General features: G+C 60.6%; 12 protein-coding genes. 5 read left to right on the forward strand and 7 right to left on the reverse strand.

The window, feature by feature from the left end:
- The first annotated feature begins 33 nt into the window (after positions 1-33).
- Positions 34-1,275 (forward strand): PucR family transcriptional regulator, encoded by a 1,242-nt coding sequence (locus ABH944_RS24350; protein ID WP_404609977.1) that lies wholly within the window; start codon positions 34-36, stop codon positions 1,273-1,275.
- A 16-nt stretch (positions 1,276-1,291) separates the two neighbouring features.
- On the opposite strand, the gene ABH944_RS24355 is transcribed toward ABH944_RS24350, so the two are convergent.
- Entirely contained in the window at positions 1,292-1,816 is a 525-nt protein-coding gene (locus tag ABH944_RS24355; RefSeq protein WP_404609976.1) for a lipocalin-like domain-containing protein, read from the reverse strand.
- 37 nt (positions 1,817-1,853) lie between these two features.
- Positions 1,854-3,143, reverse strand: a complete 1,290-nt coding sequence (locus tag ABH944_RS24360; RefSeq protein WP_404609975.1) for an MFS transporter — start codon at positions 3,141-3,143, stop codon at positions 1,854-1,856.
- A 122-nt stretch (positions 3,144-3,265) separates the two neighbouring features.
- Between ABH944_RS24360 and ABH944_RS24365 the strand changes: the two genes are divergently transcribed.
- Positions 3,266-4,147 carry a LysR substrate-binding domain-containing protein gene (locus ABH944_RS24365; protein ID WP_404609974.1) on the forward strand — a complete coding sequence of 294 codons (882 nt, stop codon included), beginning with the start codon at positions 3,266-3,268 and terminating at the stop codon, positions 4,145-4,147.
- Positions 4,148-4,214: 67 nt separating this feature from the next.
- On the opposite strand, the gene ABH944_RS24370 is transcribed toward ABH944_RS24365, so the two are convergent.
- Positions 4,215-5,639: an aminotransferase-like domain-containing protein gene (locus tag ABH944_RS24370; protein ID WP_404609973.1), complete on the reverse strand. Its 1,425-nt coding sequence runs from the start codon at positions 5,637-5,639 to the stop codon at positions 4,215-4,217.
- Between the two features lie 346 nt (positions 5,640-5,985).
- Here ABH944_RS24370 and ABH944_RS24375 point away from each other — a divergent pair, with 346 nt between their 5' ends.
- Positions 5,986-7,218: an NAD(P)/FAD-dependent oxidoreductase gene (locus ABH944_RS24375; protein ID WP_404609972.1), complete on the forward strand. Its 1,233-nt coding sequence runs from the start codon at positions 5,986-5,988 to the stop codon at positions 7,216-7,218.
- 76 nt (positions 7,219-7,294) lie between these two features.
- Positions 7,295-8,404: a branched-chain amino acid ABC transporter substrate-binding protein gene (locus tag ABH944_RS24380; protein WP_404610020.1), complete on the forward strand. Its 1,110-nt coding sequence runs from the start codon at positions 7,295-7,297 to the stop codon at positions 8,402-8,404.
- 136 nt (positions 8,405-8,540) lie between these two features.
- Here the strand turns inward: ABH944_RS24380 and ABH944_RS24385 are convergent, their stop codons facing one another.
- Positions 8,541-9,599 carry a serine hydrolase domain-containing protein gene (locus ABH944_RS24385; protein ID WP_404609971.1) on the reverse strand — a complete coding sequence of 353 codons (1,059 nt, stop codon included), beginning with the start codon at positions 9,597-9,599 and terminating at the stop codon, positions 8,541-8,543.
- A gap of 153 nt (positions 9,600-9,752) precedes the next feature.
- Between ABH944_RS24385 and ABH944_RS24390 the strand changes: the two genes are divergently transcribed.
- Positions 9,753-10,670 (forward strand): alpha/beta fold hydrolase, encoded by a 918-nt coding sequence (locus ABH944_RS24390; protein ID WP_404609970.1) that lies wholly within the window; start codon positions 9,753-9,755, stop codon positions 10,668-10,670.
- Between the two features lie 53 nt (positions 10,671-10,723).
- On the opposite strand, the gene dapA is transcribed toward ABH944_RS24390, so the two are convergent.
- The 3 genes from dapA to ABH944_RS24405 all read right to left on the reverse strand — a co-directional run bounded on the left by dapA (position 10,724) and on the right by ABH944_RS24405 (position 15,135).
- Positions 10,724-11,626, reverse strand: coding sequence for a 4-hydroxy-tetrahydrodipicolinate synthase (dapA, locus tag ABH944_RS24395; protein WP_404609969.1), 903 nt, complete (start codon positions 11,624-11,626; stop codon positions 10,724-10,726).
- 63 nt (positions 11,627-11,689) lie between these two features.
- Complete coding sequence (locus tag ABH944_RS24400; protein WP_404610019.1) at positions 11,690-13,102, reverse strand: FAD-binding oxidoreductase; 1,413 nt, start codon at positions 13,100-13,102, stop codon at positions 11,690-11,692.
- 17 nt (positions 13,103-13,119) lie between these two features.
- Positions 13,120-15,135 carry a hydantoinase B/oxoprolinase family protein gene (locus tag ABH944_RS24405; protein WP_404609968.1) on the reverse strand — a complete coding sequence of 672 codons (2,016 nt, stop codon included), beginning with the start codon at positions 15,133-15,135 and terminating at the stop codon, positions 13,120-13,122.
- Positions 15,136-15,143 lie beyond the last annotated feature (8 nt).

Raw genomic sequence — 15,143 nt, forward strand, 5'->3', positions numbered from 1 at the left:
AGCGACGGCAATAATCACAAAGGTATGCAACGCATGACTAAAACTGTCCCGGAGATATCGCCAGCCTTACGCGTGTGGACTGAGGAGGTGGCCCTTGATCACGGAAAAGTCGTCGATCGGGTCTATGCGGCGTTGATGAATATCAAGCTGTATGCGGATCTGGATTCCCCGGCAAAACTTGACATACGCCATTCGATCGCCTGGGCTTCAAAACTCTGGTTCGACGCTCTATTGTCCGGCAACGCGCCATCGGCGGAAGGGCTTGAAGTCTTCCGGGAGTACGGGCGCCGGCGGGTCTACCAGGGCTTGCCTCTCGACGCTCTGCTGCGTGCGTTCCGATTAGGGTCCCGCGAATTATGGTGTTTCTATATTGAACCCAATGAGAAAAACGACGATCTGCGGGACGAGCTGTTATTCCGGATCTCCCCGTTTTTGATGGAGTTCTTCGACATCCTGGCGCAGATCATCTCCCAGACTTACCTGGACGAGCAATATAAACAGGCTCGCTGGCGGGAAGCACTTCGATATCAGTTGCACAGCATTATTTTCTACTACCCCGACGATACCGAAGGATTCCTGAAGACTGCAGCCGCCCTCCGGCTCGACGGGACGATTCCCAGAATAGCGCTGGCCATCGACGTACGCTCGATCGACAGCAATTCGCCAACGTTCAAGAGTGAACTCGACCGAATTGTTGTTGCGACCGCCCGACGGCTGAAATTGCCCGTCGATGCGCTGTTCGACATCTGGTACTGCGGAAAACTAATCGTGTGGATACCGGCGCGGCTTGGTGACCTGATGGGCGTGAGTGATCTTCACGTGGGCAAGCAGATCGTATCGATCGCGGAAACAATGCCGGAAATCAAGGCAATCGGCATCGGCCTGACGGGCGAAGGTGCGGCAGGCTGGGCGATGTCCGCCGAGGAAGCAATCCGCGCGCTCAGTTGCGAGCGCGGTCGTGGAGGCGAAGAGCGCGTGCGGTTCTATTCGGAAATCGTCGTCGAAGAAAGCGTGCGCGGTAAGAAAAACGCCCTGCGTTATCTCGTCTCTCTGGTCGAACAGCTCGCGAGCGAACCGGAACTGCTCGAAACACTCGAGACCTACTTTGATCAACTGCAGCGAAGGAAGGTGACCGCAAGCGTTCTTGGTATTCATCCGAATACGCTTAATTATCGGTTGGAACGAATCGAAACTATCCTCGGAGCACGCCTGGACGACGCAAGCTGGGTGTCGAAGCTCGATATTGCAATCAAGCTGCGCGGCTCGACCAGGTAAGCCAAGCCCTGTCCAGTTATCTGCTCATCCGCTTCCAGACCGAGATCGGGACATTCCCATCCGGCCGGGCGGCCAGGCGATAGCTCAGTTCATCCCCTTTCAATTCGTAACGTCGTGTCTGGCGCTCTCCTTCCCAGTTCGGGAACGAAGCGCCCTGGACAGAAAACGTAATCGTCTTTTCAGCCTGATCGACGCTGACAGTACCGAAATGCGTGCTGGATCCAAGCACTGCCGCTTCGAATTCGGCTGGTGTCCCGGTGAGCTTGTTGCCCGATAAAAAGCGCGGGCGTTCGGCCTTGAATATCTGCAGCGAGTAGCGGCCTTGACTATCGATCATCAACGATCCGCTCGGAGCGGCGCCGTAGTCGCGGGCTCGCGAGCCGTCGGGTCGAATGACGTCGGCCGCCACAAGGGACCACGTCCCCGCCAGAATGTTGTTGCCGGTGGTTTGATCCGCTGGTTTAGCGGCCGTGGCCAATAACGCGCCCGTCAAGCACAACGCGCCGATCAGGGTGGTTCTTAGCGTGGTGTTTTCTTTCATCTTTTGAAGACCTTGTATGGACTACGAATAAAGATAGTTAGCTACGGCCGACTGCTTGCTCGCAAGCCGGCATGGGAGACGACCGGGAATCCAGTGAAGGCGCCGGCTCCTCACGAGTAAGAAACTGACTGATCCGGTGTCGGCGGCTCGCGAAGACGGCGACAGAGATGAGGATCAGCATCGCCGCTGCCTGGCAGCCGTAAAGCTGGCGATACAGATGATGTCCGGCACTGATCGCAACAATGCCGTAAATCAGGAGGCCGGCAGCGCCGTTGAGCACGTTGAAGCTTGCGTTGACACGCCCCTGATAGTGCGGATCGGTGGCGCGCTGCGCGGCGCTGAGTGCGATAACGCTGCTCTGGAAACTCATGCCCAGCCCGACATAAGCCACGAACCCGGCGAGAAATCCGTGGCATTGCGCAAAGGCGAACAGACTGCACGCAGCGACCAGAAAAGCCAGGACAAGAATGGTGCGCCGGCCGAAACGGTCCGCGAGCCGGACAACAAAGAGCCCGCTGACGATCGCGCCCAGCGCATAGCCCGCATCGATCTTGCCGAAAGCGTCGGCGCCGAGACGAAGCTCCTCGCGCACAAACGGCGCCAGCATGGCATTGATGCCGAAGATCATCGTCATGTTTGCGACCATGAGCCCGTAGAAAAATGCGATCTCCGGCCGCTCGCTTATATGGCGCATGCCGGAACGCAGATCGCTCAAGTGTTTTTTCACACCGCTCACGGACGCGTGCGGCCCGAACTCCACTACACGCATTCGCCGCGCAACGACAAAACCGGAGAGCGCGGCTAGCAAATAGGTCGTGCTGGCCACACCCACCGTCGCGGCCGCACCGATGGCCGCGAGCACAATGCCGGACGCGGCGGCGCCCATGATCTGGCCGGTTTGGCCCGTGACCACGGTCAACGCGTTCAGGCGAAACAATTGCTCGCGCGAGGCCTCGCGAGCGACTGCCGTCCGCCACGACAGGGTCTGGATTTCATTTCCCAGCGCGATAAGAAAACTGACCGCATAAGCGACGGGAGCCGTCGCCCGGCCTGAGGCATAAAGCAGGCCGTATCCCACGAGTACGATCCAGCGAAGAAGGTCCGCCTGACACGCTAGCCGCGCCGGCTGGCACCGGTCCAATGCCAGGCCGATGAAGGGTGACAGCAACAAGCCCGGGAGGACCGTCATCACGAGCGTGATTGCGGCGCTCGATGGACGGCCCGTGATGCCAATGACAAGCCAGGTGTTGATCAGGAAGAAGAAACCCGTGCCGACTTTGGCAGTGGCGATTGATACGCCATAAAGGCGTACGGTTTGTGGTGTCACGCGGCCCGTCCCCAGAGAAATTCGGATGTGCCGACACTAAGCGCTTTAGAATAATAAGAAAATTCGATAATTCTTATTCCATACTTTCGTAAAACTGAACTATGGGCCGCGTAAATCTTGATATGGACGTGCTTCGCACGTTAGTGACCGCGCACGAACTGGGCAGCTTCAATCGGGCGGCGGACCGGCTCGGCCGCTCGCAGTCGGCCATCAGCCAGCAGATTCGCAAGATCGAAGCGCAGGTCGGCGAGCCGCTTTTCCAGAAGCAGGGCCGTGGCCTCGCGCTCACTACGGCGGGTGAACTGGTGCTTGCCTATGCGCGTCGAATTCTGGATCTCAACGACGAAGCGGTGTCCGCAGTCCGCGGCTTTGCCATCGATGGAATGGTGCGCGTGGGCCTTCCTGCCGATTTGGCGGAGACCTGGTTGCCTGAGGTTCTTGGCCGCTTCAAACGTGCTCATCCGGCGGTCCGGATCGAAGCGGTTGTCGACCGGAACCGGAACCTGCTGGAGGCTGTCGATAAGGACGAACTGGATCTTGTCGTTGCGCTCGGCAATGAAACACGCAGCGATGCCGAGCAGGTGGGCGTGCTGCCGCTGGCCTGGATCGGGCCCGCGTCCGTCGAGAGGCTGTGGACAGGAGACGAACCCCTCCCCCTCGTGATGTACCAGACTCCGTGCTTTTTTCGTCAACGGGCGCTTGCCGCGCTGGACGCTGCCGGTCTGCCCTGGCGTATTGCATTCACCAGTCCAAGCCTTCACGGGCTCTGGGCTGCCGTTGAAGCTGGCCTCGGTGTGACGCTGCGCACGACAGCAGGCTTGCCGGATTGTCTACGGACTGTCGGAGACGCGATGGGATTGCCGGTGGTAGCGCCCCCTGCATTGACCGTCTCGCTGCATGACGGTGGACGGTCATTGCAGCCGGCCGCGGCGCGGTTACGGGAAGTCGTCATCGAGACCTTGACGGCGAGTCTTCGGGATCTCACTGCGTCGACCGGCACGTGATCGGGGGCAATGCAGATAGTCGATGCCGTCGAAATCGATCAACCTGTTGCCCCGAAGGTCACCATCACTAGATCGTGCCGAACAACGCTCGCGGCCTGTCGCGCAGCGCTTGCGCAACGATCTGCAATGCGCTCGCCAACTGGTCACGCGAGGTCGCGCACGCAAGGTTGATCCGCACGCCATGCTCGATCGTCGAACGGTCCACTGCGAACGCCGATGCAGGCATGACACTGACGCCGCGAGCGAGCGCATTCGCCGCGAAATCGTCTGAGCGCCAGGGTGCCGGCACGCGCATCCAGACAAACATGCACGCCGGGTCGCTATTCAGGTGCTCTTGTGGCAACAGGTCGCGCGCGAGTTTCTGCCGCGCAGCCAACTCGGTGCGCTGTGCATCCAGAATGGTCTGGGCGGTGCCGTCCTCAATCCACCGTGTGGTGATGAGGGTCGACAGCGGCGCGGGCATCCAGGCGGTAGTGCGCACAGCCTCGGCTGCGAGCGCGGCGCCATTGGGTGGCGTAAGCACGTAGCCCACTCGCAGTCCCGGCGCCAGGATCTTCGACGTTGAAGCAACATGGAACGTCAGCTCCGGACAAAGACTCGCGATGGTAGGCAAACGCGTGCTCACCAAAGGCCCATAGACGTCATCTTCGATAATGGCAATGTGATGCCGGCGCGCGATCTCGACGAGTGCCGTGCGCCGCGCGAGACTCATTGTGACCACGGTCGGGTTCTGCAGATTCGGCACGGTGAAGATCGCCTTCACGCGCATGCGCCGGCATGCGTCCTCGAGCTGGTCCGGCAGCAAACCGTCGTGATCGCTCGCAATGCCGACGAGTTCAAACTGGAACACCGGCGCGAGCGCCTTCAGTCCGTAGTAAGTCAACTGGTCCGAGAGGATCACGCCGTCGTGCCCCATCAGGCTGCTCAGGACTGCATACAGCCCATGTTGCGCACCACTCGTGACGACTACGTTGTCCGGCGTTGGCGTAAAGCCCGGTGCCGCCATCCATCGCGCCCCGGCTGCGCGTGCCCAGTCGGGGCCTTGCGGCGGCTGGTACTCCTGTGTCTCCGGAAAACGTGAATCGCGTGCGACGCTCGCCATCGTTCGCACAAGCTGCGTCAGGAATTCACCCGTGGCAGGACGGTTGACGGTCAGGTCGATCACCGCATTCGCCGCTGCTTCGCCGTTCGCGCCGCGCGCCGGCGTGCCATGCACCGACGGCATCGCCCCGCCCGTCACGATCGAGCCGCGCCGCTTGCTCGCCACGATCAGTCCGCGCGCCTGCAATTCCTTGTATGCCCGCGAGACGGTCGACACATTGATGCCAAGTTCCACAGCCAGGTCGCGTTGCGGCGGCAGCCGGCTGCCCGGCGGATACAGGCCGTTGCGCACCTTTTCTTCCAGCGCACGTGACACCTCTAGATACGTGGCCTCGCGCCGCTTTGTCTGAGGGTTATCGGCGTCATTTGTGTGGCTTTTATCAATCTTCATTCAACCCATATCTCCATACAAAAACTCATTGAGCCGATATATTCTGGCTCCGGTGAGTCGCAATCCGCACGCTTCGGCACAGGCTAAGCATTTTAAGCATCTGTAGCGTACAGGGATTCACGCGTAGTCAGCACAAAAATCCGCCCGGATTCAGGGAAACTCCCTAAGTCCACACAAAGATAAATCAATTGCACACAAAAAAGCTTTGTGTGAGCATGTCTTCATTGTTTGTGTGTCGACGCTGTGCCGGCACGGTCCCGAACTGTATTACAGGAGGAGGCACGCGTGGCACATCAACCGTCATCGGCACATTCATTTGGCCCCACTGCCACCCGCGGGAAGAATAATGGCTGAAGTCGCTGTCCTGGGCTCGGGTTTCATCGGCTTGTCGTGCGCCTACTGGCTGATCCGCGACGGGCATCGCGTGACGCTCCTCGACCCGCAAGGCCCGGGGGAAGCGACCTCATACGGCAATGCCGGCACCTTCGCGAACTACGGATGCATCCCCGTCAATAACCCGGACGTGTTTCGCAATCTGCCGCGCTTTCTGTTTTCATCGACGAGTCCGCTGCGGATTCGCTGGGGTTATCTGCCGCAACTCGCTCCCTGGCTCGTGCGGTTCATGCTGAGCGCAACGCGGAGCCGCTACGAACACAGCGCCCGCGCGCTCGCCAGCATCCTGTCGCGAGCGTTCGACGGTTACCGGGAGATGCTGGCAACGAGCACGCTTGCAAGCTTCGTGCAGCAGCGTGAGTGCCTGTATCTTTACTCGAACCCGGGATCGTTCAAGGCAGCACAGCCGTCACTCGACTTGCGTCGCTCGCTCGGTGTGCAGTTCGACACCGTCGACCGGGACGGTATCCGTCAGATCGAACCCGATCTCGCACCGATCTTCGAGCATGGCATCCTGTTTGGCGGCAGCTGGTTTCTCAGTGATCCGCGCGGCTTTCTACAGGCGCTGCATACGTCGATGCTGGCCCAAGGTCTTCAGCACGAGCGAGTCGCCATCAACACCATCGAGCCGCAACGCAACGGCGTGCATCTCATCGATGAAAGCGGCCGCACGCATGGCGCCGAACACGCGATCGTCTGCACCGGAGCACTCTCGAAACGCTTTGCGCGGCAGTGCGGCGACCGCGTTCCGCTCGACACGGAGCGCGGTTATCACGTGCACTTTCCGTTCACATCACACCTGCTTTCCCGCCCTTGCGGCTGGGCCGAACGCGGCTTCTACATGACGCCGATGACAGGCGGCATCCGCGCCGCCGGCACCGTCGAACTCGGCGGCTTTGGGCCACGGAAAAATCCGGCGCTCCTGAGCCTGCTGACCACTTCCGCGCAACAAGCGCTGCCCGGCCTGCCTCAGCCCGATAGCACCTGGCTCGGCTTCCGGCCAAGCCTGCCAGACGGCTTGCCGGTGATCGGGCGATCACGCGCTTCGCCGCGCGTGGTCTATGCGTTCGGACATCAGCATCTGGGCGTCACGCTAGGCGGCGTGACGGGCAGCGTGGTGGCCGATCTCGTGGCCGGCCGCACGCCTGCCTTCGACCTGAATCCTTATAGCCCAAGTCGTTTTTAACCACCGCAGCAGTCTCCATGAGACAAGGACTGACATCATGAAACGTCGAAACCTGGTTGTCGCAATTGCACTTGGGATGATAGGTGCGCATGTGCCTTCATACGGAGCAGAACCGGAGGTGGTCAAGATCGGTTTTGCCGCGCCGCTGACGGGGCCGGTCGCGCGCGTCGGCAAGGACTTGCAATACGGAGCGCAACTCGCGCTTGACGAAGAGAACGCGAAGAATCCGACCGTCGACGGCAAGCCGGTGAAGTTCGTCCTGGACGTGCAGGACGACCAGGCCGATCCGCGTTTTGCAATCCAGGCCGCCCAGAAGCTGGTCGACGACGGCGTTGTTGGTGTGATTGGCCATTACAACTCGGGGTGCAGCATTCCCGCGTCGGCGGTCTACCATCAGGCCGACGTCGCAATGATCACACCGGGTTCGACCAATCCGCAACTGACGAAGCAAGGCTTCAAGAATGTGTTTCGCACGATGGGCCACGATGGTATTGGCGGTGTTGTCGCGGGTCACTTCGTCGTCGAGCAAATGAAGGCGAAGCGAATCGGCATCATCGACGATCGCACGGCGTTCGGGCAAGGTCTGGCGGATGCCTTCGAGAAAGGCGTAAAGGAGGCGAACGGCAATATTGTGGACCGTGAGTTCACGAACGACAAAGCCGTCGACTTTCGTGCGGTCCTGACCACGTTGAAGAGCAAGAACGTCGACATGATCTTCTTCGGTGGCCTGGATGAGCAAGGGGCAATGCTTGTCAAACAGATGCGTTCGCTCGGCATGCAGACGCAGCTCTTTGGCGCGGGCGCGCTCAAGAGCAACGCGTTCCTGCAGATCGCCGGACCCGCCGGCGAAGGCACGCAGGATCTGGAGCCGGGTCCTGCGCTGGACAAGTTGCCGGCAGCCCAGGACTTCGGCAAGCGGTACAAGGCCCGTTTCAACCAGGACGTCGAACTCTACGCGCCGTTTGCGTATGACGCAGCGCTCGCGATGATAAAGGCCATCGAGAACGCCAATTCGCTTGATCGGCAGAAGATTACGGACAGCCTGGCGAAGGTCACTGTGACAGGCATCACCGGCAAGATTGCGTTCGATCCCTACGGCGACCTGATCAAGCCGCCCTATACGTTGTTCCAGGTCCAGCAAGGGCAATGGAAGAGTCTTCGGACCGTGGGTGGGAGCGGCGCCTAGTCTTTCGCTGATCAGGCCACGTGCAGGCGCCCAATGCGGCGTCTGCATCGATCGTTGATAAATTGCCCAGTATAACGAAGTATTTTATTAGCAACACTCATTGCATGAATATTCATCTGCATGATGTCCCTCCTTTCTAATCTTCGTCTTCGACCCCTTCCGCAGCCGCCCTCAACGCGTTCTCCAAAAGCTCGACCAACGCGGGCCGCCCGGCACGGTGGGTAGTAAATCCTGCAACCGATACCCCGGCATCCGGTGAGTAATAAACCGCGGTTCCCCAGAACCCGGCATGCGAATAACGCTCCCGTCCACCCACGCGCTTCACTGAAATACCCAGCCGATATTCCTCAGCGCCCTCATGGTCACCTTGGCGCAGCATCTCCACGAGCGTGCCTGGATTATCGAATACGCGATTCTCGAAGAGGTCCTGCTGGAACGTAGCAAGATCACGAACCGACATGACCAACCCTCCGCCGCCATAAAGATCCAGCGTCGCGCTGAGATGGGTGACATCGGTTATGGCCTCGTCGTCGAGAAACTGGCGCGCGCGTGCCTGCGTCCCCGCGGGTTGAGACTCGACCATCTCCCACCATGTCGATGCGAGTCCACGCTCGTCAAAACGCAACTGATGCCGAACGCTTTCCGCCAGCGGCGCTTGTGTCACGCGTTCGACGATGTCACCCAACAACACATACCCCGTGTCTGAATACCGGTACTCCTTCCCCGGCGCATTGGTCGGTCCTGCGTAGTGGCAGGACAGGCCAACCTGCTCCTCACGCGTCCAGTAATGCGTGGGGTTGGCGAGCACCGCCTTGAAATAACGCGGGTCGTCGGCGTGATCGTATATACCTGCGCTATGGCTCAGGAGATGGCGGACCGTGATGTCGTCGATGGGGTATCCGCGGGACGCCAGCAAGCGCTCAAGCGTTGGCGCAAGCAGCGCGGCGATAGGCGCATCGAGAACGATCGCGCCCTGCTCCCACAGGCGCAACACCGTCGCGGCGACAAAGGTCTTGGTATTGCTGGCGACCCGCAGCGGTGTGTCGATCGTTAGCGGCCTGGCAGTGGACGAATCCGCCATCCCGGCCGCAATGCCCCAGGGAACCGGCACGTTTTTGCCGGTGATAAACACGGCCATTGCGGCGCTCTGCTCATGCAACGCCGCCGTCAAGACTTCCCTCTGTAGAAAATCCAAACCTCTTCTCCTTGCGATCGATGAATATCAACTCGCCCTCGCCTTAAGTGTGCTCTCAAGAGACGAGATCTTCGTACGCTAAGATCGGGGGAATCGAGGACTCCCGCTTCCTTCCCATGACAGAACCTGATGCCGGCTTGATCCTAACGAAAAATGACCCAGAAAATCCTGAAGGCCAATGGCGTCGATCTGGCCTACGACAGCTTCGGCGATGAAACCGCCGAGACCATGCTCCTGATTCCCGGGCTTGGAACCCAGATGATCCGCTGGACCACTCCATTCTGCCTGGACCTGGCAGCACGAGGCTATCACGTGATCCGCTTTGACAATCGGGACGCAGGTTGCTCGACGCACTTCAGCCATCATCCCGCTCTGGATTTCAGCGCACTGGCGAGCGCACTCATGTCGGGACAGAGGCCGGACATACCCTACACCCTCAACGATATGGCTAAGGACGCCATCGGTCTGCTCGACGCCCTTTCGATTGACCGGGCGCATTTCGCCGGCAGGTCGATGGGCGGCATGATCGCCCAGATTGTCGCCAGCGAGCATCCCGAGCGGGTCTTGTCGCTCACCTCCATCATGTCCAGTTCAGGGAACCCGGCCCTTCCCCAAGCTGCCCCAGATGTCATGGCGATGATGACCCGGCCCGCACCGAATCCCGCCGAAGACGAAGCCGGATTTTTAGCTCACAGCCTCTCGTTCGCGCGGCGCGTTGCAGGCACCGGCTATCCGTTTGACGAGGACGACTATCGCGCCCTGATCCTGGAAGAAGTCCGGCGTGCCTACGATCCAGGCGGGTTCGGACGGCAAATCGCAGCAATCGCGGTTAGCGGCGACCGTCGTCAGCGGCTGGCGACCATCACGGCCCCGGCGCTGGTCATCCATGGGGCGGACGATCCGCTGTTCGTCCCGGCGTGTGGCAAGGACACGGCCGCGGCCATCCCGGGTGCCGAATTCATGCTGATTGACGGCATGGGACACGATCTGCCGCCCCGGTTATACAAGGCAATAGTTGACGGCATGGAGCGAGTGGCTCGGCGCGATAGAAAGCAAGACCAGTCAGGATGAAGCGGTGCATGGCACTAGCCGCGGACTTCCCCCGGCGGCGCGGTCAGGCTGGATCATAGATAAGCAGGCGGAATTTCCGCGAGGGCTGCTTGCAGTCTTGCAATAGTCTCGGCTGTTGGCGGCAGGAGCGGCAGCCTCACGGGACCTACCGGCCGACCCATGAGTTCGAATGTAGTTTTCGCCGGTCCAGGGTTGCATTCGGAGAAAAGAGCGTCAAGCAACGGCTCAAGTTTCCGATGCAAAGCCATCGCGGCGGCAATGTCTCCCTTCGCAGCGCATTCGTGAATCTGCACCCACGCTTTGGGAAGGAGGCTTGCCGAGGTGAGAATACCGCCCGTCGCGCCCAGCAGCATGTGATGGACATACAGGAGATCGTCGCCGCTCATCACGGCAATATGCTTGCCCGCTGTCTCAACCGTTCGCGCGAACACATTGAGATCCGTGTTGCATGCCTTCATGCCGATGATGCTGCCGTCATCCCTGCCCATTGCTGCGATGGTTCCTACTGGCGTTGAATAGCGCGTGCGAGCCGGAATGTCATACAGCAGCAGGGGAATACCCACGGCCCGGCGATAGGATTCGAAATACTTCCGCACGCCTGTATCCCCCGGCGTCACATAGAACGGCGTGATCAGCAAAAGGCCGTCCGCCCCTGCATCCAGAAATGCGTGGCCGGCGCCAAGCGCCTCGTCATAGCCCGGCGAGATCACGCCCGCGACCACGGGTACACGTCCCCGGGCAGCGTCGACTGTCGCCTTCACGACTTGCGTGCGCGCTGCCGGAGACAGCGCGGTGTACTCGCCAGTGCCGCCGACCGGGACGAGCCCCGAAGCACCGCCGCCGATTAGCGTTTCAACGAGCTCGTTCAGCCGCTCGATATCGATGTCACCATTTGCGGAGAAGGGAGTGGGAAGCGCGGGAAATAGTCCCGTCAATGCAGCGCGTTCGAGTGGCATGAATGAAAATCCCTTGATGAAACAGATGATCGGTAACAGCCCGCCTCTTATGCCGTGCAGTGGTCAAAGGAGCTTGCCCGGATTCATGCGGCCTTCGGGATCCAACGCTTGTTTGACCGCTTTCATAAGGTCAAGCTCAACGTCGCTTTTGTAGTGGACGAGTTCATCCCGATGCGCGCGTCCAATGCCATGCTCAGCGCTGATGCTTCCTCCGAACGAGACAGCCGTGTCGTTGACGATCTTGCCGATCTGGCTGATAAGCGCGTCCTTGTCACCCACCGTCGACCAGACCTCATGCGGAAACAGAACGATTGAATGAATATTGCCGTCGCCCACATGGCCGACGTAGAGAAAGCGGGCACCGTCCACGAGCCCTGCATCGAGCAACCTCGCTTCGGTGTCAGCAAGACACTCCGGGATCTTCGAGATCGGCAGGGAGATGTCGTGGGTGACGCTCGTACCGCAGCGCACGTTCGCTTCAGACACGATATGGCGTAAGTGCCACAGTGCGTTGCGCTGGGTTTCGCTTGCGGGCAATACCGCGTCGACCGCGAGACCCGCTTCGAGCGCCTCGCCAATAACCGTTTCCAGCGTAGCCTGCAGGGGCGCATCGCTGGCCGAGTCGGCGAGTTCGAGCAGCAGCGCCCAGGGCGAGCTGCCGTCGAGCGGATCGCGAGTCCCAGGCACCTGCTCATAGACGACATCCAACTGGCTGCGCGAGATGAGCTCGAACGACGTCAGTCCGTCGCCACACGCGCTGCGGCAGTGTTCGAGCAGCGCGATGGCGGCGCTGACGGATTCAATCGCAACCCATGCGCAGGCCCGCGCTCTCAGCGAAGCATGGAGCTTAAGGACGGCGGCCGTGACAATGCCGAGCGTGCCCTCGGCACCGATGAACAACTGCTTGAGGTCATAACCGGTATTGTCCTTGCGCAGGCCGCGCAAGCCGTTCCAGATCCGGCCGTCAGGCAGCACTACTTCAATACCAAGCACAAGTGCGCGCATGTTGCCGTAACGCAGCACCGCCGTGCCGCCCGCGTTCGTTGCAATGTTGCCGCCGATCTGACAGGAGCCTTCGCTCGCAAGCGATAGCGGAAAAAGGCGGTCCACCGAAGCAGCCACCTCCTGAATCCTGGCAAGCGTGCATCCGGCGTCGACGGTAACGGTGTAGTTGGCGGTATCGATCTCCCGGATATTCGCCATTCGGCTCAGGCAGACAACCACCGAATCGCCGGCTTCGGAAGGGGTGGCGCCCGCGACGAGGCCCGTGTTGCCGCCTTGCGGCACGACGGCGATCCCATGTGCCGCGCATAGCTTCAGCACGCGGGCGACTTCCTCCGTGTTGGCGGGCTTGAGAATGGCCATTGCCTTTCCGTGGTAACGACCGCGCCAGTCCGTCAGATAAGGCTCACCGTCTTCAAGGTTCACAAAGCCGGCAGGGCCAACGATGGCATGCAACGATTCGATCAGGTTCATAGGCATGGGAGCTGGCCTCAGGCTACTTGCGTGACCTTCGCGTCCCGCGCGGACAAAGCCGGAAACGCGTTCGCGAGTTCATCAAAGAGATCGAACACGATCTGCGCACCTTCAATCGGACCGTGTTCCTGAATTCGTCGTGCAAGCCGGTCGAACATCTGATGCTTCAGAAAGAAGCGCCAGCTCACCGATACCGATTTAAGGCATTGGCACAGCGCCGCATAACGCTCAGCAGTCCAGATGGCCTCGTGTGATCGCCGGTACGGGCCATAGTCGAAGAACGAGTCCTCATTGCACTCGTCACGCATGCTCGCGCGCAACGCATTCGTGGCCCCGGTATCAATACCGTTGTCCGTGAAGACGACGCCATAGGCCCGACGAGCCTCCTCCTTCGACACATAACCGCGTCGCACGTCCTGCTCCACGGCGTGAAGCGGCCGTTCGACCGGTCTCCCGTAACCGCCGCCGCCATTCCCCTCCAGGCGGATAACATCACCCGGCTCGCAAGCGATGAGATCCGTATTGCCGAGAATCTCCTCGTGAGCGCTGCGCGGGTTACGCACGAAGAGCGAAGTCCGTCCGGCGCCGCCGCCCTTGATGCCCCACGAGCCGAACAGCGTGCGGTCGCGATTGCGGGCCGTCACGAGCGTGTTTGGAGCGAAGACCTTGAACTCCATCACGACACCCAGCCCGCCACGATGCAAACCTGCACCGCCGCTATCGGCAACCAGACCGTAGTGCTGAATCCGGATGGGCACCTCGGCTTCGTTTATTTCCACCGGCGTATTGCGCAGGAACGCCATATTCGCGCCAGACGCGTCGGAGCCGTCGCCCGCGGACGAACCGCCTGCGCCACCGCCGACCGGTCCGATGGAAGCCATGATCGTGCGTCCAGCCGTATCGGTCGTCTTCACGTTGAGCAGGCAGACACTCGATGCCGGACACGCCGGCATCCTGTCCGGCAGCGCCTGGGCGAATGCACCGAATACGGCCGCCTGCACCACGACGCACGTAAGCGTCCGCATGCCGACCGCGGCCGGCTCGATTGGATTGAGCACGCTGCCAACCGGCATCTCGCAGGTAGCAATGCGCAGCATCCCCGCATTGAGCAGGATGTCGGGATTGAGCGAGTACAGCACGTAATTAAGCGCAACCAGCAACAGCGCGTGGCGTGGATGCCCCCCGGTCGGCACGTTGAGCGACGACGTAAGCTGCGGATCGCTGCCTGCGAAATCGAAGTGCAGCAGGCCGTCGTCGACGGTAAGCGTCAATGCGATGCGCATCGGCTTGCCACCCACCGCATCCTCGTCAACATACTCCGAGAAAAAATACCGGCCATTGGGAATGGTCCGCGCCACGGCGCGCGACTGGTTCTCCGCATAGTCGAGCAACTGGCCGATACCCGCCTTGAACGCTTCGACGCCGAAGCGCTCGGCGATCTCGAGCACTCGCCGCTCGCCGGTCAACAGGCACGCAATCTGAGCCTTCAGGTCGCCTATGTTCTGCTCGGGAGCCCGAACATTGCGCTTCATCCACGAGAGCAGCGTTTCGTTAAGCTCACCTTTCTCTACGACCTTCGTAGGCGGGAAACGGATGCCTTCCTGATGGATCTCGGTCAGCGTGCGCGACAGCGACGCGGGCACCGCACCGCCCATGTCCGTGTTGTGGATATGGCCGGCTACGAAGCAGATGATCTCGCCCTCGTAGAAAACCGGTTTCCACATCACGACGTCCGGTGTATGCGTTGCCACGAAACCGCTGTAAGGATCGTTGGTCATGCATACATCCCCGGGCTGGTAGTCCGTGAACCAACGGATGACGGGGCCATAGTCAAGCCCGACATACCACGTCGCGCCAAATGTACGCGGCGAAGCGAAGGTGAGTCCGTCGGTGCTTGTAAGCGCACAGGAGAAGTCCTCCGTTTCCTTGACGAAGGTCGAATGTGCGGTGCGTACAAGCGTAAAGGCCATGCTCTCGGCCGCCGCGACGCAATAGTTCGCAAATATCTGCAGTTCAGACTTGTCGAATTTCATGGTGGAGT

Origin of the sequence: Caballeronia udeis (assembly GCF_044909315.1) — a bacterium.
GTDB classification, from domain to species: domain Bacteria; phylum Pseudomonadota; class Gammaproteobacteria; order Burkholderiales; family Burkholderiaceae; genus Caballeronia; species Caballeronia udeis_A.

Coding starts and splice junctions, on each gene's coding strand:
- ABH944_RS24350 (WP_404609977.1), top strand. CDS start 34: ATGACTAAAACTGTCCCGGAGATATCGCCAGCCTTACGCGTGTGGACT.
- ABH944_RS24355 (WP_404609976.1), bottom strand. CDS start 1,816: ATGAAAGAAAACACCACGCTAAGAACCACCCTGATCGGCGCGTTGTGC.
- ABH944_RS24365 (WP_404609974.1), top strand. CDS start 3,266: ATGGACGTGCTTCGCACGTTAGTGACCGCGCACGAACTGGGCAGCTTC.
- ABH944_RS24370 (WP_404609973.1), bottom strand. CDS start 5,639: ATGAAGATTGATAAAAGCCACACAAATGACGCCGATAACCCTCAGACA.
- ABH944_RS24375 (WP_404609972.1), top strand. CDS start 5,986: ATGGCTGAAGTCGCTGTCCTGGGCTCGGGTTTCATCGGCTTGTCGTGC.
- ABH944_RS24380 (WP_404610020.1), top strand. CDS start 7,295: ATGATAGGTGCGCATGTGCCTTCATACGGAGCAGAACCGGAGGTGGTC.
- ABH944_RS24390 (WP_404609970.1), top strand. CDS start 9,753: ATGACCCAGAAAATCCTGAAGGCCAATGGCGTCGATCTGGCCTACGAC.
- dapA (WP_404609969.1), bottom strand. CDS start 11,626: ATGCCACTCGAACGCGCTGCATTGACGGGACTATTTCCCGCGCTTCCC.
- ABH944_RS24400 (WP_404610019.1), bottom strand. CDS start 13,102: ATGAACCTGATCGAATCGTTGCATGCCATCGTTGGCCCTGCCGGCTTT.
- ABH944_RS24405 (WP_404609968.1), bottom strand. CDS start 15,135: ATGAAATTCGACAAGTCTGAACTGCAGATATTTGCGAACTATTGCGTC.